Source organism: Microbacterium sp. SLBN-154 (assembly GCF_006715565.1).
GTDB lineage: Bacteria > Actinomycetota > Actinomycetes > Actinomycetales > Microbacteriaceae > Microbacterium.
On sequence record NZ_VFNL01000001.1, the window covers coordinates 2735275 to 2757743 of the forward strand.

Annotated in this window: 21 protein-coding genes; 13 read left to right on the top strand and 8 right to left on the bottom strand. The window is 69.6% G+C overall.

Translation table 11 applies throughout. From position 1 onward, the window contains the following. Positions 1–9 precede the first annotated feature (9 nt). From FBY40_RS13245 to FBY40_RS13275, 8 genes are all read left to right on the top strand, one after another. The gene (locus FBY40_RS13245) at positions 10–1575 is read left to right on the top strand and encodes a CDP-alcohol phosphatidyltransferase (RefSeq protein ID WP_141939279.1); all 1566 of its coding nucleotides are present in this window, start codon (positions 10–12) and stop codon (positions 1573–1575) included. A gap of 42 nt (positions 1576–1617) precedes the next feature. Next, positions 1618–2400, top strand: a complete 783-nt coding sequence (locus tag FBY40_RS13250) for an isocitrate lyase/PEP mutase family protein (RefSeq protein WP_141939280.1) — start codon at positions 1618–1620, stop codon at positions 2398–2400. Between the two features lie 19 nt (positions 2401–2419). Beyond that, positions 2420–2851 (top strand): SRPBCC family protein, encoded by a 432-nt coding sequence (locus FBY40_RS13255; protein WP_141939281.1) that lies wholly within the window; start codon positions 2420–2422, stop codon positions 2849–2851. 76 nt (positions 2852–2927) lie between these two features. Continuing rightward, positions 2928–3098 (top strand): hypothetical protein, encoded by a 171-nt coding sequence (locus FBY40_RS17345; RefSeq protein WP_160141397.1) that lies wholly within the window; start codon positions 2928–2930, stop codon positions 3096–3098. 57 nt (positions 3099–3155) lie between these two features. Beyond that, positions 3156–3881: a VIT1/CCC1 transporter family protein gene (locus FBY40_RS13260; protein ID WP_141939282.1), complete on the top strand. Its 726-nt coding sequence runs from the start codon at positions 3156–3158 to the stop codon at positions 3879–3881. Between the two features lie 105 nt (positions 3882–3986). After that, positions 3987–4265 carry a hypothetical protein gene (locus FBY40_RS13265; RefSeq protein ID WP_141939283.1) on the top strand — a complete coding sequence of 93 codons (279 nt, stop codon included), beginning with the start codon at positions 3987–3989 and terminating at the stop codon, positions 4263–4265. A 171-nt stretch (positions 4266–4436) separates the two neighbouring features. After that, positions 4437–5351: a phosphotransferase gene (locus FBY40_RS13270; RefSeq protein ID WP_160141398.1), complete on the top strand. Its 915-nt coding sequence runs from the start codon at positions 4437–4439 to the stop codon at positions 5349–5351. A 151-nt stretch (positions 5352–5502) separates the two neighbouring features. Beyond that, positions 5503–6024, top strand: a complete 522-nt coding sequence (locus FBY40_RS13275; RefSeq protein ID WP_235014887.1) for a hypothetical protein — start codon at positions 5503–5505, stop codon at positions 6022–6024. Between the two features lie 107 nt (positions 6025–6131). On the opposite strand, the gene FBY40_RS13280 is transcribed toward FBY40_RS13275, so the two are convergent. The 7 genes from FBY40_RS13280 to FBY40_RS13310 all read right to left on the bottom strand — a co-directional run bounded on the left by FBY40_RS13280 (position 6132) and on the right by FBY40_RS13310 (position 15959). Beyond that, positions 6132–9542, bottom strand: a complete 3411-nt coding sequence (locus FBY40_RS13280) for an error-prone DNA polymerase (protein WP_141940194.1) — start codon at positions 9540–9542, stop codon at positions 6132–6134. A gap of 21 nt (positions 9543–9563) precedes the next feature. Then, positions 9564–11132, bottom strand: a complete 1569-nt coding sequence (locus FBY40_RS13285) for a DNA polymerase Y family protein (RefSeq protein ID WP_141939286.1) — start codon at positions 11130–11132, stop codon at positions 9564–9566. Then, a complete protein-coding gene (locus FBY40_RS13290) occupies positions 11132–11848 on the bottom strand; it encodes a hypothetical protein (RefSeq protein WP_235014890.1) in 717 nt (238 codons plus the stop codon). Before FBY40_RS13290 ends, FBY40_RS13285 begins: the two co-directional genes overlap by 1 nt. Positions 11849–11961: 113 nt before the next feature. Continuing rightward, positions 11962–13224 carry an endo-1,4-beta-xylanase gene (locus FBY40_RS13295; RefSeq protein ID WP_141939287.1) on the bottom strand — a complete coding sequence of 421 codons (1263 nt, stop codon included), beginning with the start codon at positions 13222–13224 and terminating at the stop codon, positions 11962–11964. Positions 13225–13299: 75 nt separating this feature from the next. Next, complete coding sequence (locus FBY40_RS13300; RefSeq protein ID WP_141939288.1) at positions 13300–13797, bottom strand: HNH endonuclease; 498 nt, start codon at positions 13795–13797, stop codon at positions 13300–13302. A gap of 354 nt (positions 13798–14151) precedes the next feature. Beyond that, positions 14152–15069: a M23 family metallopeptidase gene (locus tag FBY40_RS13305; protein ID WP_141939289.1), complete on the bottom strand. Its 918-nt coding sequence runs from the start codon at positions 15067–15069 to the stop codon at positions 14152–14154. 173 nt (positions 15070–15242) lie between these two features. Beyond that, complete coding sequence (locus FBY40_RS13310) at positions 15243–15959, bottom strand: metal-dependent transcriptional regulator (RefSeq protein WP_124293755.1); 717 nt, start codon at positions 15957–15959, stop codon at positions 15243–15245. A 119-nt stretch (positions 15960–16078) separates the two neighbouring features. Here FBY40_RS13310 and serC point away from each other — a divergent pair, with 119 nt between their 5' ends. Further along, positions 16079–17191, top strand: coding sequence for a phosphoserine transaminase (serC, locus tag FBY40_RS13315; RefSeq protein WP_141939290.1), 1113 nt, complete (start codon positions 16079–16081; stop codon positions 17189–17191). Position 17192: 1 nt separating this feature from the next. On the opposite strand, the gene FBY40_RS13320 is transcribed toward serC, so the two are convergent. After that, the gene (locus tag FBY40_RS13320; protein WP_124293757.1) at positions 17193–17834 is read right to left on the bottom strand and encodes a TetR/AcrR family transcriptional regulator; all 642 of its coding nucleotides are present in this window, start codon (positions 17832–17834) and stop codon (positions 17193–17195) included. A 173-nt stretch (positions 17835–18007) separates the two neighbouring features. Here FBY40_RS13320 and FBY40_RS13325 point away from each other — a divergent pair, with 173 nt between their 5' ends. From FBY40_RS13325 to FBY40_RS13340, 4 genes are all read left to right on the top strand, one after another. Beyond that, positions 18008–19663, top strand: coding sequence for an ABC transporter substrate-binding protein (locus tag FBY40_RS13325; RefSeq protein ID WP_124293758.1), 1656 nt, complete (start codon positions 18008–18010; stop codon positions 19661–19663). A gap of 73 nt (positions 19664–19736) precedes the next feature. Further along, positions 19737–20561: an ABC transporter ATP-binding protein gene (locus FBY40_RS13330; RefSeq protein WP_141939291.1), complete on the top strand. Its 825-nt coding sequence runs from the start codon at positions 19737–19739 to the stop codon at positions 20559–20561. After that, positions 20558–21367: an ABC transporter ATP-binding protein gene (locus tag FBY40_RS13335; RefSeq protein WP_141939292.1), complete on the top strand. Its 810-nt coding sequence runs from the start codon at positions 20558–20560 to the stop codon at positions 21365–21367. Before FBY40_RS13330 ends, FBY40_RS13335 begins: the two co-directional genes overlap by 4 nt. Next, on the top strand, positions 21364–22467 hold the full coding sequence (locus FBY40_RS13340; RefSeq protein WP_141939293.1) for an ABC transporter permease: 1104 nt from the start codon (positions 21364–21366) through the stop codon (positions 22465–22467). Before FBY40_RS13335 ends, FBY40_RS13340 begins: the two co-directional genes overlap by 4 nt. The last annotated feature ends 2 nt before the right edge of the window (positions 22468–22469 follow it).

Sequence of the window (22469 nt, forward strand, 5' to 3'; positions counted from 1 at the left end):
CTCGCCTGGGTGACGGTCATCGGCGCGCCGCTTCTCGCGGGTGCACTCGATCCCGGCACGGGCCTCGCGCTGCGGCTGCCGGTGGAGGCGATCCTCGTCCTGCTGCTCGTCATCGCCTTTCCCGACGGCACGATCCGACGGATCGCCGCGTACGCGTTCGGGGCGGTCACCGTCATGGCGGCACTCGTCGCGCTGCTCGATCTGTCGTTCCGGGGAACGATCGATCGCGGATTCGCCGCCACCGAAGACTGGCGCGCCGTCATCAACGCCTACAAGGTCGTCCACGACGTCGTGGGGCCGATCACCGCAGCACTCGCCGCCCTCGCCGTCACCGGGCTCGCCGCCGCCGCAGTGTTCGTGGCCGGCCGGTGCGTGCTGCGGTGCGCACAGTCGGTGACGCACCTCGGGGCACGGGGGCGGATCGCGGTCGCCGCCGCGGTGACGGCATGGGTGATTCTGTCGGTCGTCGGGGCGCAGCATCCCTCGGGAGCTCCTCTCGCCGCCGCGGATGTCACGAGAACCCTCGTCGGCGAAGTCGTGCAGGCGGCGGAGAGCGTCCCCGACCAGGAGGCCTTCGAACGGGCGCTCCAGGACGATCCGCTCGCCGGCGGGGTATCCGACGATCTCCTCGCCGGGCTCCGTGGAAAGGACGTCGTCATCGCGTTCGTCGAGAGCTACGGCGAGGTCGCCGTGTCGGGCGCCGGGCCGATGGCAGGCATCACCCGGCTGATCGACGAGAGCGCCGAGCGGCTGACCGAGAACGGGTACCGCGCCGAGAGCGCGTTCCTCACCTCCCCCACCTTCGGCGGTGTCAGCTGGCTCGCCCACGGCACGCTGCAGAGCGGCGCGTGGGTCGACACCCAGCAGAAGTACGACGCGCTGCTGTCGAGTGAGCGGATGACGCTGAGCCGCCTGTTCGGCGAGACCGGCTGGCGCACGGTCACGGTCAACCCCGCCCACACCGAGCCCTGGCCCGAGGGTGCGGCGTTCTACGGCTTGGACCGCATGCTCGACGAGCAGGAACTCGCGTTCGACGGGCCCGCGTTCGGCTTCGCGCGCGTGCCCGATCAGTACACGTGGCAGCGCTTCTTCGACGAGGAGCTCGCCGGTGACGGCGCGCCGATCATGGCCGAGGTCTCCCTCGTCTCGTCGCACACACCGTGGACTCCGACGCCCCAGCTCGTGCCGTGGTCGGACCTCGGCGACGGCAGCATCTTCGCCGGTCAGCTCGATGCCGCCGGAGCGAGCCTGTGGCCGGACGAGCGAGGCGTCCGTGCCGCGTACGCGGAGTCGATGCAGTACTCCCTCGGCGCGACCCTGTCGTTCCTCGAGACCTACGACCCCGCAGATCTCGTGCTCGTGCTGGTCGGCGACCACCAACCCTCCCGCGTCGTCAGCGGGCCAGATGCCGACAACGACGTGCCCGTCACGATCGTGTCGAAAGACCCCGCGGTGTTCGAGCAGATCGAGGCGTGGGGATGGGATGCCGGCTTCCGGCCGTCATCCGACGCCCCGGTGTGGCGCATGGACGTCTTCCGCGACCGGTTCGTCGACGCATTCAGCGACGGATCCTGACCTCTGCGCCGGCAGGCCCCCACCGTCGGGTAGCGTCGCGGTATGACCGCCGGTACCACCACTCAGGACAGGGCCCGCACGCTGGAAGCGCTCCACCAAGCGCCCGAGATCCTGCAGGTGGTGAACGTCTGGGACGCCGTCAGCGCCCGGGTGATCGCCGACCTTCCGGGCACGCGCGCCCTCGCGACCGCCGGGCACTCGATCGCAGCGAGCCTCGGATACCCCGACGGCGGGATGCCGCTCGACACGGCCCTAGCCGCCGCGGGCCTCATCGCCCGCTCGGTCGACCTGCCCGTCAGCGCCGACCTCGACGACGGATACGACGACCCCGAGGAGACCGTGCGACGGGCGATCGGCCTGGGCATCGTCGGCGCCAACATCGAAGACCGCATGCGACCCTTCGACGAGGCGGTCGCGCGCGTGCGCGCCGCGATGCGGGCAGCCGAAGCCGAGGGGGTCGCGTTCCAGCTGAACGCCCGCACTGATGCGCTTCTGCGCGGCGGCGACGCCCCCATCGATCAGCAGCTCGACGAGGCCATCCGGCGCGGCCGGGCGTTCCTCGACGAGGGCGCTGCGGTCGTGTTCGTCCCCGGCGCCATCCAGCGTGCTCACGTCGAGCGGATCGTCGAGGGGCTGGGCCGCGGGAAGCTCTCCGTCATCGGATTCCCGGGTGCCCTCCCGGCGAAGGAGTACGAGGAGCTCGGCGTCGCCCGCATCTCGTACGGTCCGCTCACGCAGCGGGTCGCGCTCCGCGCCCTGCGCGATCTCGGTGAGTCGCTCTACGCCGGCGGGGTCATCCCCGACGACACCCCCGCGCTGAACTGACGTCGACACCGCTCCCGCCATGTTCACCGTCACCGAAGTCGTCGTGATCGCGCGTTCGCGCGCCGACGTGTTCGCCTACCTCACCGACGCCGGTCGCCGGCCCGAGTGGGATGACACCGTCATCTCCGAAGCGCTGACCTCCCCGCCGCCGGTCGGAGTGGGGAGCACGATCAACAGCCGGATGCGCGTCATGGGCCGCGAAGTGGAGTTCGACTGGCGGGTCACCGAGTACGTGCCACCGGGGCGCATGGCCATCGCGAGCACTCGGGGCACGTTCCCGACATCCCTGCTGTTCGATCTGGCCGACCACGCCGCCGGAACGCGGGTCAGCGCCACCATCGACGGCGAGCCCTCGGGGATGCTCCGGCTGGTGGAACCGATGATCGAAGACACCATCCGCTCGACCCTGGCGACCGGTCTCGGTCGCGTCGTCCGCATCCTGGAGGCGTGACCCGGTCTACCGGGATCATGGCCGCCGTCGAGACATCCTCGGGCACGGGATGACGCAGATGCGCCATCATGGAGGGGTGACCTCCCGCCTTCCCCTCCTGCTCTCCCTGGCGTCGCTGGGCATCCTGTTCCTGTCGATCGTCTTCGTCTTCCTGCTGGTGATCGGCAGCTACTTCGGCATCGTGCCCTTCACCGTCGACCACGAGTCGGCCGAGTCGCTCGCCCACGCGCTCTCTCTCGTCGCCTGACCGGGGCCTGATCCGTCGCCTCTGGTCGCGGCACCGCGGCGCGGGTAGCGTCGGGCCATGACCGAGGATCGCGCGACGACAGGGCATCCCAACGAGCCGCACCGGCCCGGGCTCGCCCAGCGACTGAACGGACTTCGGGCCGGTGTTCTCGGTGCCAATGACGGCATCGTCTCCACCGCGGCGGTGGTCGTGGGTGTGGCAGGCGCGACCGCGGAGGTCGGTCCGGTCCTGCTCGCGGGCGCCGCGGCACTCGTCGGCGGCGCGGTCTCGATGGCGCTCGGCGAGTACGTGTCGGTGTCGAGTCAGCGCGACAGCGAGCATGCGCTGATCGAAAAGGAGCGCCGCGAACTCGCCGCCGACCCCGAGGGCGAGTTCGCCGAACTCGTGGGCCTGTACCGCGCCCAGGGGCTGAGCGAGCAGACGGCCACCGCGGTCGCGAAGGAGCTGACCGAGAGCGATGCCCTCGCCGCTCACCTCTCGATCGAGCTGAACATCGATCAGAGCGACGTGGTGAGCCCCTGGTCGGCGGCCATCGCCTCGGCGGTCGCCTTCACGATCGGCGCGCTCCTCCCCCTCGCCACGATCCTCTTCGTCCCCCACCCCGCCCGCATCTGGCTCACCTTCGCGAGTGTGCTCGTCGCCCTGGCGATCACCGGGTATGTCGCGGCGTGGATCGGCGGCGCCCGTCGACTGCGTGCCGTCGTCCGCACGGTCGTGGGTGGCGCCCTCGCACTCGGCGCCACCTTCCTCATCGGTACGCTGCTGGGCACCGGCGCGGCCTGACCGCTGCGGGCGGATCATGCCACACCGGCGCGGGAAGCGAAAGGGAGCAGTCAGAACGGAGGAAAGGCGCTTCACTGGTTTCCCAGGCAGAAGGACGAGGACGCCATGCTGACCGAGTCACCGCGCACATCGCCGGAGCCGTTCGACAGAGAATCGTTCGGTGCAGACCAGTTCGAAATGGTGCGGCTTGCGGCCGGAGGCTGGGTCATCACCGATCTCGCCCTGCCCCACGACGATCCGGCCTGTCTTCTCGCGTACGTGCAGGAGGACGGAGCGCGATTCGAGGTCGTGTGGGTCCAGGCGCCGGTGCGGACGGGATGGTTCGACTCCCTCGACGCGATCCTGGCCGAGGCTCGCAGCCGCCGGCACCGCCGCGTCGCCTGATCCGGCGCATGAGCACCAGTGATCGTGGCCTGATCGCCGGTCGCATTCACGGGCTGGGCAGTGCCGGCGCGCTACTCGATACGGGCATCCCGGCGCTGGACAGCATGGCGCCGAGGGGGCTCTGATATCTGGTCAGGGCGATTCGCGTTACGGTCGAGGATGTCTACACGCATGCCCTGGAGTTCGCTGCCCTCGACCGTGACATCGTGGGTTGAAGCGGAACTCGACGGGAGAGTCATCGCCACGAAGGCGCAGCTGAACGGTTTCTCGTCTGGATCCGCCGACCGGATCGTGACCGACAACGGGCGCCGGGCCTTCGTGAAAACGGTGGCGCGCAGTCGCAACGCGGAGACCTTGGAGCTTCATCGAAGAGAAGCCAACGTCATGCGGATGCTCCCGAGCGAAGTTCGGGCCCCAGCACTTCTCGGTGTCTACGATGACGACGAGTGGATCGCCCTGATGCTGGACGACATTGAAGGTGCGCATCCCCATGGGCCGCACGGTTCAGACATACCTGCTGTACTCGACGCGATCGCAGATCTCCCGGAGGCAACTGGCCCCCTGGCCGCCCTCCCGCAACTTCATGAAGAGCTAGCCGACGATTTCAACGCCTGGAACCGCATCGACGCCGACGATGTCGACGAGGCCCTGCCGCCTCTCGCTCTCACGTTGCGCGACCGCATGATGGAGACCGCGGTCGGGGCCGCCGATGCCGTCGTCGGGGATCGTCTGGTTCACCTGGATTGCCGCGCTGACAACATCTTGATCGATGAAGCAGGTGCAGCGTGGCTGATCGATTGGCCGTGGGCGTCGATTGGAGCACGCTGGTTCGACGGGGTCATTTACCTCCTCGATTGCGTGATGCGTGATGAGGTCGTCGATGCCGATGTGTACCTGGGTCACCCGCTTTTCGATGGCCTACGATCCGAGCAGGTCGATGCCGTGCTCGCCGCTCTCGCGGGCAATTTCTACAACAACGCCCGACAGCCCGCACCTCCCAACATGCCAACCCTTCGAGCGTTTCAGCGAGCCGAAGCGGATGCCGCCGTCACCTGGCTCGCCCGCCGCTGGGCATCCCATGGATAGGACGTCTCTATGCCTCGCAAGCATCTGAGGCCATGTCATGTCTGAGAACGCAGCCGTCGCTTTCACCGCATAGACATCTCTGACCGATTCCTACAGCCAGGCAGGAACCGATTTTCGGTTGTCGACAGAGCACATGGCTAGAGTGCGAACTGTGACCACCGCCGACCAGCTGCGCTCCGAGGGGTTTGAGGGGTTTGTCCCCTTCGGGGACCTGCCGAACACGGACGTTCCGACTGCAGGCGGCGTGTACATCGTCGTTCGCCCAAGCCCCGAGCGCTTGCCTGAGTTCCGGCCGGTCAGCCCGGCTGGCTGGTTCAAGCGGCGTGATCCATCAGTCCCAATTGAGAAACTTCAGAAGGCCTGGGTAGACGGCGCATTCGTCCTCTACATCGGTATGGCCACAGCCGGAGCACGGGGGCGGCGGGGTATTGCGAAGCGTTTGGACGAGTTTCGCCGACACGGGGCTGGCGAGCCGATCGGACATTGGGGCGGTCGCTACATCTGGTGTCTGGAGGATAGCGCTGACCTTCTCGTCGCATGGCGCGTGGAGGCGGTGGACCCCGGTGCGGTCGAGGCCGACCTCACTCGGAAGTTCACTGCCCACTTCGGCAAGCTGCCGTTCGCGAATCTGAAGCAGGAACGTCGCCGCGCCCAAACGCACACCTCGTCATAGCCGACCGCTCAGCGGCATCCGCCTGATCCCCATGACCGGCTCGAGGCGTACAGGCGGAGGCGCCCGACGAGCACGCGAGAGGCGGACGTTCTGTCGGAGACAGGCCGTCAACGGAAATCTCGCGAGCGGTGACCGACGCCCACACGCAGGTCTTCGAACCGGTCGGCGACGAGGTTCGTCACCCCCTCCTCCGACCTCTCGAGCATTCCCCGCACGATGAGGGCCGGAGCATCCCGCGCGACCCGCCGGTAGCGGTTCCAGACCCCGACGGAGCAGATGACGTTGACCACGCCGTGCTCGTCCTCGAGGTTGAGGAAGGTGATGCCCGACGCCGTGGCGGGCCGCTGACGATGGGTGACGAGCCCCGCCACCTCCACACGCCGCCCCGGGTCGTGCGTCCGCATCTCCCGTGAGGTCAACACCCCCCGAGCATCCAGCCCCGAGCGGAAGTGCGTCAGGGGGTGATCGTCGGTGGAGATCCCGGTAGCCCACAGGTCTGCGGCGAGGATGTCGTAGCTGGACTGATCGGGGAAGAGCGGTGGTTGCACCGCGACCATCGAGTCGGGGAGAAACTCCGCACGATCCTGTGCGGCAGAACCGGCGATCCACAGCGCCTCGCGGCGGGTGATGCCGAAGCACTCGAACGCTCCGGCCGTCGCGAGCGCCTCCAACTGCGCCGCCGTCGCCCCGGTCCGACGCACCAGGTCCCTCATGTCGCGGAAATCACCGCGCTGTCGTCGCTCGGTCACGATCTTCGCCGCGAGCGCGTCGCCGATCCCCTTGATTCCCGCAAGCCCCAGCCGGACGGCGTGGTGACCGTCGCGCCGATGCGCGGCGGACTCATCGGGCGCGGCCGGATCGAAGACCGGCACCGGAGGCTGGAGGCGGTGCGCGCACTCGGGGCGACCGGTGACGCCGCGCGCGTCGCCGACGGGTTCGAGCGTCGCGTGCACGTCGGAGCGGAGCAGGTCGGGGCGCTGCACCTCGACCCCGTGCCGGCGCGCATCGGCGACGAGGGTCGCGGGCGAGTAGAACCCCATCGGCTGGGCACGGAGGAGCCCGGCGAGGAAGGCGGCGGGATAGTGCAGCTTGATCCAGGAGCTGGCGTAGACGAGGAGCCCGAACGACAGCGAGTGCGACTCGGCGAAGCCGAAGTTCGCGAACGCCTGGATCTGACGGTAGATCGCGTCGGCATCTTCTCCGACGAGGCCGTTGCGCGCCATCCCCTCGTACAGGCGTTCGCGCAGCGACTCGATGCGCTCGACTCCCCGCTTGGAGCCCATCGCACGACGCAGCAGGTCGGCATCCTCTCCCGAGCAGTCGCCGATGGCCATCGCCATCTGCATGAGCTGCTCCTGGAAGACCGGCACCCCGAGGGTGCGCTGCAGCACGGGCGCGAGCTTCGGATGCGCGTAGGTCACCGGCTCCTGACCGAGCTTTCGACGCACGAACGGATGCACCGCCCCGCCCTGGATGGGACCGGGGCGGATGAGGGCGATCTCCACCACGAGGTCGTAGAACCGCCGCGGCTGCAGTCGCGGGAGAAGTCCCATCTGGGCACGGGATTCCACCTGGAACACCCCGATCGAATCGGCGCGGCAGAGCATGTCGTACACCGCCTGCTCCTCCTTGGGCAGCGTCGCCAGCTCCCATCGCTCACCGGTGGCGGTGTGGATCATGTCGAAGCAGTACTGGAGGGCGGCGAGCATCCCCAGGCCCAGCAGATCGAACTTGACCAGTCCCATCCAGGCCGCGTCGTCCTTGTCCCACTGGATGACGGTGCGATCCTCCATCCGGGCGTGCTCGATGGGCACGACCTCGCCGACGGGGCGGTCGGTGAGCACCATCCCCCCGGAGTGGATGCCGAGGTGGCGCGGGGCCTTCAACAGCTCGGAGGCATACTCGATCACCTGGGCCGGGATGTCGTTGTCGGGGCCCGACTCCAGCGACGCCCCCCAGCGCTCGACCTGCTTCGACCACGCATCCTGCTGCCCGGTGGAGTAACCGAGGGCTTTGGCGACGTCGCGGACGGCGTTCTTGGGGCGGTACTGGATGACGTTGGCCACCTGCGCGGCGCGGTCGCGACCGTAGGTGGCATAGACCCACTGGATGATCTCTTCGCGTCGATCGGAGTCGAAGTCGACGTCGATGTCGGGCTCTTCGTCTCGGAGGCTGGAGAGGAAGCGTTCGAAGGGCAGCTCGTAGGCGATGGCGTCGACGGCGGTGATGTCGAGCAGGTAGCAGACCGCGCTGTTGGCGGCAGACCCACGACCCTGACAGAGGATGCCGCGGCGCCGCGCCTCTTGCACGATGCCGTGCACGATGAGGAAGTAGCCGGGGAAGTCCTTGGTCTCGATGACCTGCAGCTCACGCTCGATGCGGGCGCGGTTGTCGGCCGACAGGTCGGGATACTTGCGGGGAACGGCCACCCAGACCAGGTGCCGCAGCCACGACATCGGCGTGTGCCCCTCGGGAACCTTCTGTCGCGGCAGCGCCGGGCGCGCACGACGCAGGGGGAAGGCGAGCTCGTCGGCCAGCTCCACCGTGCGCGCCACCGCTCCGGGGTACCGGGCGAAGCGCTCGGCCATCTCGGCGCCCGAACGCAGGTGAGCCGCGGCATGGGCGGGCAGCCATCCGTCGAGCTCGTCGAGCCCTCGGCGCGCGCGGATCGCCGCGACGGCGGCGGCGAGCCGTGCCCGTTCGGGGGCGGCGTAGTGGACGTTGTTCGAGGCCAGGATGGGCAGGCCGCGTTCCCGAGCGAGGGCGGCGAGGACGTCGTTGTCGCGGGTGTCGGTCGGATTGCCGTGATCCGTCAGCTCCACGTTCACCGCCTCCGGGCCGAACAGCGCGACGAGGCGGTCGAGCGCCGCCGCGGCGCCCGCCGGTCCTTCCTCGGCGAGCGCGCGGCGAACCGCGCCCTTGCGGCATCCGGTGAGGATCGCCCAGTGCCCGTCGGCCCGCGCCGACAGCTCGTCGAGATCGTAGACGGGGCGTCCCTTCTCCGACCCCGCGAGCTGAGCTCGCGTGAGGGCGGCGGCGAGGCGGTGATAGCCCTCCTCCCCCCGGGCGAGCACGAGCAGGTGCGACCCCTCGGGGTCGGCGTCTCCTGCCCGCGACGGCGTGGGCGCTCGATCGTCGAAACCGAGCGACAGCTCTGCTCCGAACACGGTCTTCACCTGCAGGTTCTCGGCGGCCTCGGCGAACCGCACGATCCCGTAGAACCCGTCGTGGTCGGTGACGGCCAGGGCGTGCAGGCCGAGACGCTCGGCCTCCTCGGCCAGTTCCTCCGGCGAGGACGCGCCGTCGAGGAACGAGAACGACGAGTGCGCGTGCAGTTCGGCATACGGCACCGTCTCGGCCGGGCGCTCGATGGCGGGCGGGACGTAGGGGCCGCGCTTGTGCGACCAGGCGGGGCTGTCGCCCCCGTCGGCCCCCGCAGGGATGTTGCGCGGCCGACGCCGGTCGCTGAGGACGCGCTCGAGCTCCGACCAGGGGACGCCAGGATTGTTGAAGCCCATCAGCGGCCCCGTCCGCATCGATCAGTCATAGCGACCCTCGGCGATCCACGTCCCGCCCGCGCAGACCAGCAACCAGGCGGTGCGGTCGGCGTCGACCACCTGGAACCGGTGCGCACGACGGCTGCGGGCGGCATCCCACGTGCGCTCCACGATCGGCCAGGGACCCGCCCACTCCCTGATCGCCCGGGGGCGCCCCGACTCCACCAGCACCGAGGGCGTCGCCGTCATCCGATCGCGCTCGTCGACGGCGACCGGCCCTCCCTCCCCGGTGACGACCTGCACCGGCACCGGCTCGGGGAAGATGGTGCCCGGGAGGGGGTCGGGAAGGCTCCCCGGCCAGGGACGGGTGCGCTCCGCGGTCACGACGGTGCGGTCTCCCCAGGGCACGAGCACCTGGCGCTCGGTGAGCCACCGGCCCCCTCCCACCTCGGCCGTCATCACGCCGCGATGACCGAGCATCGCCTGCACGCGGGAGAGGACGTGATGGACCCGCTCGTCGGTCCCGGCGCCGAACATCGCCGGGGCGTGGTGTGAGGCGGCGCCCACCGCCTCGGGTGAGATGCGCACGAGCGCCACGCCGCTGGCCAGCACTCCCCCGCCGTCGCCGGTGGCCTCTTCGGCGAGCTGCCATCTGACCCGGTCCACGACCGCCGCCGCATCGAAGGAGTTCGGATGGAGCCAGACCCGTTCGCTCCGCTCTCCGCGGTCTCCGGTGAGCTCGACCCGCAATTCGGTGCAGACGAGGTCGATCGCGCCGAGACGCGAGATGAACTCGTCGGCCGCGATGCGCAGGGCGAACGCCACCTGCTCGGCGATCTCGAGGGGGGGTTCGAAGGCGACCTCGCGGTGCAGCTCGGGAGGAGGCACGCGCGGCTCGACGGGACGCGAATCCAGACCCGACGCCAGGCGGTGCAGCCGCATGCCCGGCTCGCCCAGCCGTTCCCGCACCCGTTCGGGATCGAGCCGGCTGAAGTCGCCGAGCGTCTGCACCCCCAGGCGCGCCAGCAGCGCCACGACATCGTGATCGGCGAGGGCGGTGATCGGAAGAGGCGCGAGGAAGCCCGCCGCACCCCCGGTGGGAACGACCGAGACCGGATCGGAGGCGCGGGTGATGCGCGCGGCCTGTTCGGCGGTGAAGGGGCCGTCGGCGATGCCCGCGCGCACGTCGGCGACGCCCTGCGCACGGACCGTGCTCACGAGCACGCGGGCGGCCTCGGTCTCGCCCCCGTAGTACCGAGCAGGTCCGCGGGCGCGCAGCGCGCACAGCCCCGGGCGGATGATCTGCACCCCCGGCGCCCGCTCCTCCAGCGCCGCCACCAGCGGCGCGAATGCGCGGTGATCGCGGGCGTCGTCGGCGTCGACCACGCGCAGTCCCGGGCATCGGGACTGCGCGTCCCGGCGACGCTGTCCGCGGCGGACCCCCTCGGCACGGGCCGTCGCCGAGCACGCGGTCACCATCCCCCCGGCGACGATGGCCACCGGGGCGTCCTCGGCGACCGGAGCGGAGCCGGCGGCATCCCGCGCCAGCGCCGCCACGGGCCAATCCGGGAACCACAGCACGAGGCTGCGCACCGGGGCGTCGGGGCGCATCAGCCGACGGCCTCGAGACGGGGAAGAGCCGGGACCGCCGATGCCGCCGAGCGGACGGCGCCGACGCCACCGTCGGCCGCGGGAAGGCTCATCCGCGCGCGCCGGGGCATCGGCCACCGTCGGCTGCGCACATCGATCGTGACCTCGCGCGCCGCCAGGTACCCGTGTCCTCGCCCCACCCCCGACCACTCCGGGTCGGCGAGATCCAGCGAGGCCTCGGCCTGAGGCCACGGCCCCTGCACCAGCAGCACCGCTGCGCGATCACGCAGGCGCGCCCCCAGCCGAGACACCTCGGCATCCGCCGCTCTGGCCGCCGGGCGCACCGCGACCACCGGGATGACCTCGGCGAGGGTCGCGGCGACCGCCAGCCACCGCGGGCCGGGATCGGGCACGAGGACGAGATGGGACAGGTCGACTCCGGCGCTCTCGGCGGCCTCGACGCCGAAGTCGGGCATGCCCACCACGGCGCACCAGGTGCCGTCTTGCGAGGGCCCTGCCAGCAGCGCGGCCAGCAGCGAGGCGGAACGGGTGAGCGAGTAGGCCGACCCGGTGCGCAGACCTCCACCGGGCAGGACCTCGGCGAGCGGTTCGAGAACCGGCAGCACCGGAGCATCCATCCGACGCCCCTGCACCCGCTCGAGCTGGGCACGCAGGCGATGGACCTCGCCGCGAACGTCGTCGCGGGTCGTCGTCTCGGTCTGCACGATCGCCCTCACCTCCACAGGCTAGAACATGTGTTCTATGATCTCAATGCCTGTGGCGAGCGTAAGCGGGCCCTCCGACATCCTCCAGCCCGGGAACAGCGGAGGATGTTCGAAAGAAGATGAGATCAGTGCGGGGAGGTCCGCACCGTCTCGTGCAGCTCCTCTCGCCCGAGCGTCAGCGGTACCGCCGGCTGACCCTGCACGGCCACCTCGTAGTCGCCCCGGAACCCCGAGAGACGCACGCGCCCCTCCGCATCCGTGCGCACCGTTGTCGGCGACACCCACCACTCGTCGGCGATCACCCGATGCAGTGCGTCGTAGGCGGGCTTCGGTGAGCCGTCGGCGCGGACCAGCCCGCCGGGCGCGCCCAGCCACATGCCGCGGTCGCTGAACCCCCAGTAGGTGATCGCCTCGACGGCGGGATGCGACACCAGCGACCGGTAGTGCCGTTCGATCTCGTCGGCCTGCCGGGCCTCGCCCTCGGCGGTCGAGGGCCACGAGGCGACCTGGTAGTCGTTGAGGTCGTCGATCTCAGGAGGCATCAGGTCGCCGGACAGCAGGGTCGTCTCGGTGAAGTGCAGCGGCAGACCGAACCGCGCGAAGCGGTCGGCGACCTCGAGGATCTCCTCCTCACCGCGGTATCCCTGGTGCATGTGGGTCTGCAACCCGATCGCATCCGGGCGGATGCCCGCATCCAGCATCTCGTCGATGACGCGTTCGTACGCCGGCGACAGATCGAAGTCGTTCACGAGCAGAAAGGCGTGCGGGTTGGCCTCTCGCGCCTCGTCGAAGGCCAGCCGCAGCATCGCCAGGCGACCGCGATCCTTCGCCAGCCTCGTGATGCCGTTGTCGCCGTTGTCGAAGACCGGCATGATCACCGTCTCGTTGATGGCGTCCCACGTGTCGACGAGCCCCGCGAAGTCGGCGACGTCGCGCCGGATGCGCTCACGCTGCGCGCGCTCGATCTCATCGAGTTCGAGGTCGAGAAGCCAGGGCGCGGTCACGGTGTGCCAGACGAGCGGATGGCCCTTCAGCGCCACGCCGTGCCGGCGAAGCCACTGCGCGGTGCGGCGCATCTCGACGGTGCGCGGGGTGCCGCGGGTCGACTCGAACCGCCCCCAGTAGAACGGCAGGGTCGCGGCATTGTGGATCCGCAGCCAGAGCTCTGCCTCCGCGGCGGTCAGCTGCCACTCCCCGGTCAGGTCCTCGCCGTCACCGACGTCGAATCCGGTGTTGCCGAACGCGAAATCGTGGCGCGTCTGGGCGACCGTGACCTCGGCGTCTGTGATCGGCTCGTCGTCGACACCGACGACCGTGATGACGGCCTCGCCGAGGCGGTGGGCGGGAACGGTGCCGAGGGCGACGGCGGGGGGCGCGACAGTGTGCATCCGTCGATGCTACGAACCGCGCGGTTCAGCACCGGCATGCCGGTGCTCTTTTCGAAAGAGCTTGCGCCGCGGCGCTCAGGCCGCCAGGGCCAGATACGGCTCCCACCGGGGGTCGGAGCGCTCGGTGCCGCGCACGGTCCACTGCCCGCCGCGCGGCGGCTGCGGGGTGACGCGCAGCTCCCAATTCATCTCCTGCGGCGTGCGATCACCCTTGACGTTGTTGCAGCGCAGGCAGCAGGCCACGAGGTTCTCCCACGAGTCCGCTCCTCCTCGCGAACGCGGCAGGATGTGATCGATCGTCGAGGCAGACTTCCCGCAGTACCCGCAGCGGTGCCCGTCGCGGCGGAGTACGCCTCGCCGGGTGACCGGCACGCGCCGGGCTCCCGGTACGCGCACGTATCTGGTCAGCAGGATGACCGCGGGGCGATCGTACGCCCCGGTCGCCCCCCAGACCGGTTCGTCGTGGATGTGCTCCACGACGGTGGCCTTGTCGTTCATGACGAGCACGAGCGCCCGCTTGAACGACACGACGGCCAGTGGCTCGTAACCCGCATTCAGCACCAGAGTGCGCATTCCTGTTCCCCTCGAATGGCCGGGACGGCTTTCACGGTTATTCGACTCGTGACGTTTCGAGGGGCTGAGGGCATGAAAAAAGGCGCTGTCTACAGACAGCGCCTCGGCGCCACGGTCATCCCGTGGCCTCCATCGACATGATGCCGAAGGACGAACATGCCCAATGCATCCATGGTTCGGATACGTGGTGCGCCGTCCATCGGCTCCCTCCGCTTCTCTAGAGCGTCAGCTGACCTCAGGGTAATGCACGCGACACGCCCGGGGGTTCAGCGACGTGAACATCGCGTGACGTGTCGACGAACGACGAAGGGCGCCGGGGATGCCCCGGCGCCCTTCGTCAGTGATTGCTTCGTGTCATCCCGCGTTTGCGAGCAGCCATTCGTAGGAGTCGACGACGGAGCCGTTGATGTAGGTCTCGAAGTGCAGGTGGCAGGCGGTCGAGCGCCCGGTGCTGCCCACGAGGCCGATGATCTGCCCGGCCGAGACGGTCTGGCCGGCCTGGACGGCGCGGCTGCCGTAGGTCATGTGCCCGTAGAGCGTCGAGACTCGCTGGCCGTTGATCACGTGGTCGATGGTGACGGCGACGCCGTAGCCGCCGTAGCTCTCCTGGGAGACACGGACCACGCCGGCCGCTGCGGCGAACAGCGGCTCACCGCAGGGCGCGAGCATGTCGGTGCCCATGTGGGCGCCGCCGCGCGCGAAGGTGCGGTCGCCGACGGTGAATCCCGAGAGCGGCCAGCGCACCTCGCCGGTGCCCGGAGCCACCATGGTGAGGTCGACGTTGGCACGGGAGCCCGACGAAGACGAGGACGACGACGCCGCCGACGCGGCGAGTTCGGCCGCGATACGCGCACGCTCCGCGGCGGCCTCCTCGGCCTTCTTCTTCTCGATCTCCTCCGCGGTGGTGGCGGAGTAGCTGCTGCGGGAGAGTTCCGCCGCGCCCGCGTCGGAGGCGACCACGAGCGACTGGGCGTCGTCCACGGCCACCTGCTGCAGGGTCATCGGATCGGCGGTGGCGCTCTCGACCGCGGCGTAGGCGGGCAGCGCCACGGTGGCGATGAGGCCACCGACCATCGTCAGGATCACGAGGGTGCGCGCCGGCTTCCGGCCGTTTCGGGGCCGTCGGCTCTTCGGCGGAGCGGCGACCGCCGGGCGGGCGGTCTTCAGAGTGCTGGTGCGAGCCGCGGGCTTGCGTCGGGTGCGGTCTCGGCGTTCGAGCCCCGGTCCGTCGGTCGCCGACGGGGAATCGGGGGTGTTGTCTAGATCGGCCATTGTCCTCCGGCGCCTCCGCGCATTCCTGCGCTGGCTCGTCGACACTCAGTGTGGGGGCACGATGTGCGGGGCGGGCCGCGTGAACGACGAGCCGATGAGGCAATTCACGCGGAGTCCGTCGGCGGGCTTCTCGCCTGTGGACCCTCAGAGGCTACCCGAAGGTAACGAATAAGTCACGTTGCGAGGATCTGGACCTCGTCGTCGACGAGGAAGATGTGCGACGCCACCTCGACGGGAAGCTCCAGCGCTTCGTCGTTGTCGTCCATCTCCACGAGCACGTAACCCTCGCTGTAGCGGTAGCTGCCGGTACCGCCGGGAACGACGCCGGCCGCCTTCAGCTGCTGCAGCAGTTCGGGGTCGACCTGGGCGGGCTCGGCCAGGCGTCGCACCGTGCCGCGCAACGGACCTCCTGCCGCGTTGAGCTTGGTCACCAGTCCGATGACGCCCTGTTCGAAGGTGTTCGCCGGGACGTCTCCCAGCTGGTCGAGCCCGGGGATCGGGTTGCCGTACGGAGACTCCGTGGGGTGGCCGAGCAGCTCGACGAGACGCCGTTCGACCTGCTCGCTCATGACGTGCTCCCAGCGGCAGGCCTCTTCATGGACGTAGGCCCAGTCGAGCCCGATGACGTCGGAGAGGAGCCGTTCAGCAAGACGGTGCTTGCGCATGACGTCGACGGCCTTCTGACGCCCCGCATCGGTCAGCTCGAGCCGGCGGTCTTCGGACACGACGACCAGACCGTCGCGCTCCATCCGCCCCACCGTCTGCGACACCGTCGGGCCCGAGTGACCGAGGCGCTCGGAGATGCGCGCACGCAGCGGCACGATCCGCTCCTCCTCGAGCTCGAGGATGGTCCGCAGGTACATCTCGGTGGTGTCGATGAGGTCGGTCATGTGGCGGTGTCCTCGCGGGTCTCAGGGGCGTTTCCAGCCTAGTCGTCGTCACCGACGCCGAGCCCGGGCCGGCGCCCAGGCGGAAACGGCGCGCACGCGACATCCCTAGAATCACTCGCATGGCCCACGTCGCACTGCCCCACGACCTGCTGCCCACCGACGGCCGTTTCGGCTGCGGTCCGTCGAAGGTCCGCGGTGCACAGCTCGAGGCACTCGTCACCCGCGGCGCGACCCTGCTGGGCACCTCGCACCGCCAGTCGGGCGTGAAGAACCTCGTGGGGTCGGTGCGCGAGCGACTGGCCTCCCTCTTCTCGCTGCCCGACGGCTACGAGATCCTCCTCGGCAACGGCGGCTCGACCGCGTTCTGGGACGCCGCGGCGTTCGGACTGATCGAGCGGCGCAGCCAGAACCTCGTCTTCGGCGAGTTCGGCGGGAAGTTCGCGGCCGCCGCGCGCGCCCCCTGGCTGCAGGCGCCGGACGTCCGCACCGCCGACCCGGGCGGCCGCGCCCGGCCGGAGGCCGTCGACGGCGTCGATGTGTACGCCTGGCCGCACAACGAGACCTCCACCGGCGTCGCCGCACCCGTCGAACGCGTCGTCGGCGACGACGGAGCGCTGACGGTCATCGATGCGACCAGCGCCGCGGGCGGGATCGACCTCGACATGTCGCAGGCGGACGTGTACTACTTCGCCCCGCAGAAGAACCTCGGCTCGGACGGCGGTCTGTGGTTCGCCGCGGTCTCCCCGGCCGCGATCGAGCGGATCGAGCGCATCGGCGCCTCGGATCGCTACATCCCCGAGTTCCTGAGTCTGAAGAACGCGCTGGACAACTCCCGCCTGCAGCAGACGCTCAACACCCCCGCCGTGGCGACCCTCGTGCTGCTGGACGAGCAGCTCGCATGGATCCTCGACAGCGGCGGCCTCGCGTGGGCCGACGCGCGGACGCGCGAGTCGTCGGGGGCGCTCTACGAGTGGGCCGAGGCGTCGTCGGTCGCCACGCCTTTCGTCGAAGACCCGGCCGACCGATCCCCGGTCGTGGTGACGATCGATTTCGACGACACCGTGGATGCCGCCGCGGTGGCGGCGAGCCTTCGCTCGAACGGGATCGTCGACACCGAGCCGTACCGCAAGCTCGGCCGCAACCAGCTGCGGGTCGCCACGTTCGTCTCGATCGAACCCGACGACGTCCGCACCCTGATCCGCGCGATCGACTACACGCTCGAGCGACTCTGAGCTACGCCAGCCGGGGCTGAAGGGGCTCTGTCGAAAGCACCGAGGCCAGGATCGCCTCGATGGCGAACGCCGACGCCTGTCCCAGATCCACGTTCTGGGGGTCGAGAAGCCACTGCACCTGCAGCCCGTCCATGACGGCGAGGATGCTCGCGGAGGCGAGCCCGATCGTGTCAGGTGCGGTGATCCCCCGCTCGGCGCAGACCACGCGGAAGGCCTGGGCAACCTCTCGGCGCAGGGTCTCGTAGCGCTTCTCGAAGTACACCCGCCCCGGATGGTCGTCGGTGACGGACTCGGCCGAGAGCACCACGTAGGCCTGCACGATGCCGGCGCGCTGGGCGTTGACGAAGGCCGTCTGCACGAGATGCCGGAACAGCTCCAGCCCGTCGGGCATGTGCTGCTCCTCGAGGTCGGCGACGTCGGTCTCATCGCGGTGCCGCAGCACCTCGAGCAGCAGCTGATCCTTCGACCCGAAGTGGTGCAGGATCCCCGCGTGGGTCATGCCCACCTGATCGGCGATGTCCTGCAGCGTGCCGGCGGCGAAGCCCTTGCTGCCGAAGATCTCGACCGCGGCATCGAGGATGTCGCGCTTGCGCGCCAGCGTCGCCGGACGTGAACGCGGCTGCCGTCGCTGCGTCGTCGTCATCTCGCACCCCCTCTCGCGATCCGGCTCAGAGTCTACGCAGACCCCCGGTCGTGGTCCGGCAGACGCGCTTGCAAAACTTACTTACTTGATTGTAAGTTTCTGAGGCAATCACTCGCCAGCCGTCGGACAGCCGCGGCCGAGAACCCGCACGGTGTCGTGCAGAAGGAGAAGCAATGAGGCTCAGAACGTCACTAGGCGCCGCCGGGATCATCACGGCGCTCGCACTCACCGGCTGCGCCGGCGGCGGCAGCGACACCGGCTCCGCGGAGTCGGGCGCCGCGCTGACCATCGCGAAGCCCGACGGTGCGATCACGACCGAATCGCACAACCCGTTCCTCGGCGACTCGTCGGCGTCGAAGTACGGCTACGCGAAGGTGATCTTCGAGCCCATGGCCCTGGTCAACCCGACCGGCGACCTCGGCACCACTCCGTGGCTCGCCGAGTCGGTCGAGTGGAACGACGACTACACCCAGCTGACCGTGGTCCCCCGCAGCGGAGTGACCTGGAGCGACGGCACGCCGTTCACGGGCGAGGACATCGTCTTCACCTTCGACCAGTTCCTCGACGGCCGTCTGGCCGACACCTCGGGCCTGAAGTACGAGGGCGCCACGGTCGACGGCGACGCCATCACGCTGACGTTCGCGGACTCGAAGTTCGTCTCGCAGGCTCGCGTGCTGCACACCCCGATCGTGCCCAAGCACATCTGGGAGAACATCGACGACCCCAACACCGACCCGCTGACCGGCGAGGGCCTGGCTGTGGGAACCGGCCCGTACGTCTTGGACAACTGGTCCACCGAATCGGTCACCCTCACCGCCAACCCCGACTACTGGGGCGGCGAGCTGGCCGTTCCCGCGCTGAACTACGTCTCCTACGGAGACAACGCGGCCCTCACCACCGCTCTCGTCTCGGGCGAGGCCGACTGGGCGCAGGCCTTCATCCCGCAGATCCAGGAGAGCTACCTGGCCGCCGACGAGGACAACCACTACCTCGTCTCGCCGACCGCCGGTTCGGGCACGCTCTTCATGAACCTGCAGGCCGAGCCCTTCGACGACCCGGCCCTGCGCGAAGCCCTGGCCTGGACCATCGACCGTCAGGCCTACGTCGACATCGCCCGTGAAGGCGCGAGCGAGGCGGTCTGGAGCGTCACCGGTCTCGGGAACCTGCTCGAGAACGAGGTGCTGCCGGAGTTCGCCGACCAGGAGTATGCGGTCGACGTGGACAAGGCGCGCGACATCCTCAGCGAGGCCGGCTACACCTGGGAGGACGACACCCTCATCGATCCCGACGGCGAGGCGGTGTCGTTCTCGATCTCGGTTCCCGCGGGCTGGAGCGACTGGAACACCGAGCAGGCCCTGCTCGCCGAAGAGCTCGACGCGGCCCTCGGCATCGAGGTCCAGGTCGACCAGCCGGACTGGGGCGGCTGGGACGCCGCCCGTCAGGAGGGCACCTTCCAGGCGATCATCCACTGGCTCGAGGACACCGGCAACGCCTACGGGCTGTACACCTCGACGATGGACCCGAAGTGGATCGTCGACGACCGCGCGCAGTTCAACTTCGGTCGCTTCGAGGACCCCGCGGTGACCGAGGCCCTGAACACCTACGCCAACACCGCGTCCGAGGACGAGCGCCAGGCGGCGCTGGAGACGATGCAGCGGGCGTTCGTGGAGAACGTGCCGGCCATCCCGCTCGGATCGCACCCGCTGCTGGGCCAGTACAACACCCGCAGCTACGTCGGATTCCCCACGGATGACGACCAGTACGCCTCGGCCGACCCGACGCAGCCCGGAATCGTCCAGATCCTGACGAAGCTGCAGCCGGCAGGCTGAACCGTCCGGGCGGGGCGGGAGCCCGCGCTCCCGTCCCGCCCGGGCCCGGCATCACGAAAGCGAGCACGCACCGATGAGCGACACCCTGCTCTCCGTCCGCGACTTCTCCGTCGTCTACGACGTCGATCCCCCCGTTCGGGCCGTCTCCGACATCACCCTCGAGCTCCGCCGCGGCGAGATCCTCGGCCTCGCCGGTGAGAGCGGCTGCGGCAAGACCACCCTCGCCTACGGCGTACAGCGACTGCTGAAGCCCCCGGCGGTCATCACCGACGGCACCGTCGTCTTCCACGACGCCTCGGGGGACGACATCGACGTCAATCACCTCGACGCCGAGGAGATGCGGCGATTCCGCTGGGACAAGATCTCGATGGTCTTCCAGGGGGCGATGAACTCCCTCAATCCCGTCGCCACCGTCGGGTCGCAGCTCGAGGATGTCTTCGAGGTGCACCGCCCCGAGATGACCCGCGCGCAGCGGCGCAGCGCCGCCGCCGAGCTGCTGGACATCGTCAAGGTCGGTGCGCAGCGGCGACGCTCCTTCCCCCACGAACTCTCCGGCGGCATGCGCCAACGCGTGATGATCGCGATGGCTCTCGCCCTCCGGCCCCAGCTGATGATCATGGATGAGCCGACGACGGCGCTGGACGTGCTGGTCCAGCGCGAGATCCTCCGTCAGATCTCGGCCCTCCGCCACGAATTCGGCTTCTCGGTGATCTTCATCACCCACGACCTCCCCCTTCTGCTCGAGATCAGCGACCGCATCGCGATCATGCGCGAGGGGCGCATCGTGGAGCTCGCCACCGCCGAGCAGATCTGGACCGATCCGCAGGACGAGTACACCCGGACGCTCCTGGGCTCCTTCCCCCGGCTCACCGGCGAGCGGGGGGTGGTGCGGCGATGACCGTCCTCGAATTCGACGCCGTCACCAAGCGCTACGCCGTGCGCGGCGCCGGGCAGATCACCGCCCTGGACGATGTCAGCTTCCGGCTGGAGTCGGGCCGGACGATCGGCCTGGTCGGCCAATCCGGCAGCGGCAAGTCGACGATCGCGAAGATCCTCACCCAGCTCGAGACGCCGACGAGCGGCGAGGTGCGCCTGGACGGGCGGCCGATCCCGCGCCGCGGACGCGCGCTTCGCGCGTACCGTCAACAGCTGCGCATGGTGTTCCAGGACCCCTTCGCCTCCCTGAACCCCTACCACTCCATCCGCTACCACCTCCAGCGGCCGCTGCGCCTGCACGAGGTCGTGCCCGCCGGTGAGGTCGACAGCGAGGTGCGCCGCCTGCTGGATCGGGTGCGGCTGGACCCGGATGCCGTCATCGACCGGCGCCCGCACGAGCTCTCGGGGGGTCAGCGTCAGCGCGTCGCCATCGCCCGGGCGCTGGCGTCGCGCCCGAAGCTGCTCGTCGCCGACGAGCCCGTCTCGATGCTCGACGTCTCCATCCGCCTCGGCGTGCTGAACCTCCTCGCCGACCTCCAGCGCGAGGAGGGGCTCGGCGTGCTCTACATCACGCACGACCTGGCCACGGCACGCCACTTCAGCGACGAGATCCTCGTCCTCAACCACGGACGCGTCGTCGAGCGGGGCGACGCCGACGAGGTCATCCTGCGCCCGCAGCATCCGTACACACGCGAGCTGCTGGCGGCTTCCCCCGATCCCGACACCTTCTTCGGTGTGGCATCCGGCATCCACGGAGGTGCGCAATGACCGCGGTCCAGCCTCAGATCCCGACCGACGCGGGTGACCCGGCAGGCGATTCCGCCGCCGATGCGGTCACCCAGGGCACCACGGCGACCGTCGCCGAGGCCTCAGGGCCGCGGATCCCCTGGCGCTTCCTCGGCGGACGGGCCGTCTTCTACCTGTTCACCCTATGGGCGGCGATCACGATCAACTTCTTCCTGCCGCGCCTGATGAAAGGCGATGCGGTCACCCAGTACCTCGCCCGCAACCGCAACATCAGCCCGGAAGCCGCGGAGGCCCTCCGCTCGCTGCTGGGGCTGGACACCGACAAGAGCCTGTGGCAGCAGTACCTCGACTACTGGGGCCTTCTGCTGCGGGGCGACCTGGGAGTCTCCCTCCTGCACGGGCTCCGACCGGTGACGGAGGTCATCGGTCAGGCCCTCCCCTGGACGATCGGGCTCGTCGGATTCGCCACGATCATCTCGTTCGCGATCGGGACGATCGGCGGCGCGATCGTGGGCTGGCGCCGGGGCAGCCGGATGGACGGCCTCATCCCGATCACCACGTTCCTCAGCACCATCCCCTACTTCTGGCTGGGACTGCTGGCGATCGCCGTCTTCTCGGTGAACCTCGGCTGGTTCCCGATCGGCAAGGCCTACGGCGTCGGGATCTCACCCGAGTGGTCGCCGGAATTCATCGGCCAGGTCATCCACCATGGGACCCTGCCGGCCGTCACGATCATCATCGCCTCGCTGGGCGGATGGATGCTCGGCATGCGCAACATGATGCTGACCGTCCTCGACGAGGACTACATCACCGTCGCACAGGCGAAGGGCATGACGAACCGCCGCGTGCTGTGGGGCTACGCGGCGCGCAACGCCGTGCTGCCGCAGGTGCAGAGCTTCGCGCTGTCGATCGGCTTCATCGTCGGCGGCACCATCGTCATGGAGATGGTCTTCAGCTACCCGGGCGTCGGGAAGCTGCTGCTGGATGCGACCAACGCCAAGGACTACGCCCTCATGCAAGGGGTCTTCCTCGTGCTCACGATCTCGGTCCTGCTGGCCAACCTGCTCGCCGACCTCGCCTACGCATTCCTCGACCCGCGCACGCGCCAGACGGAGGCCTGAAC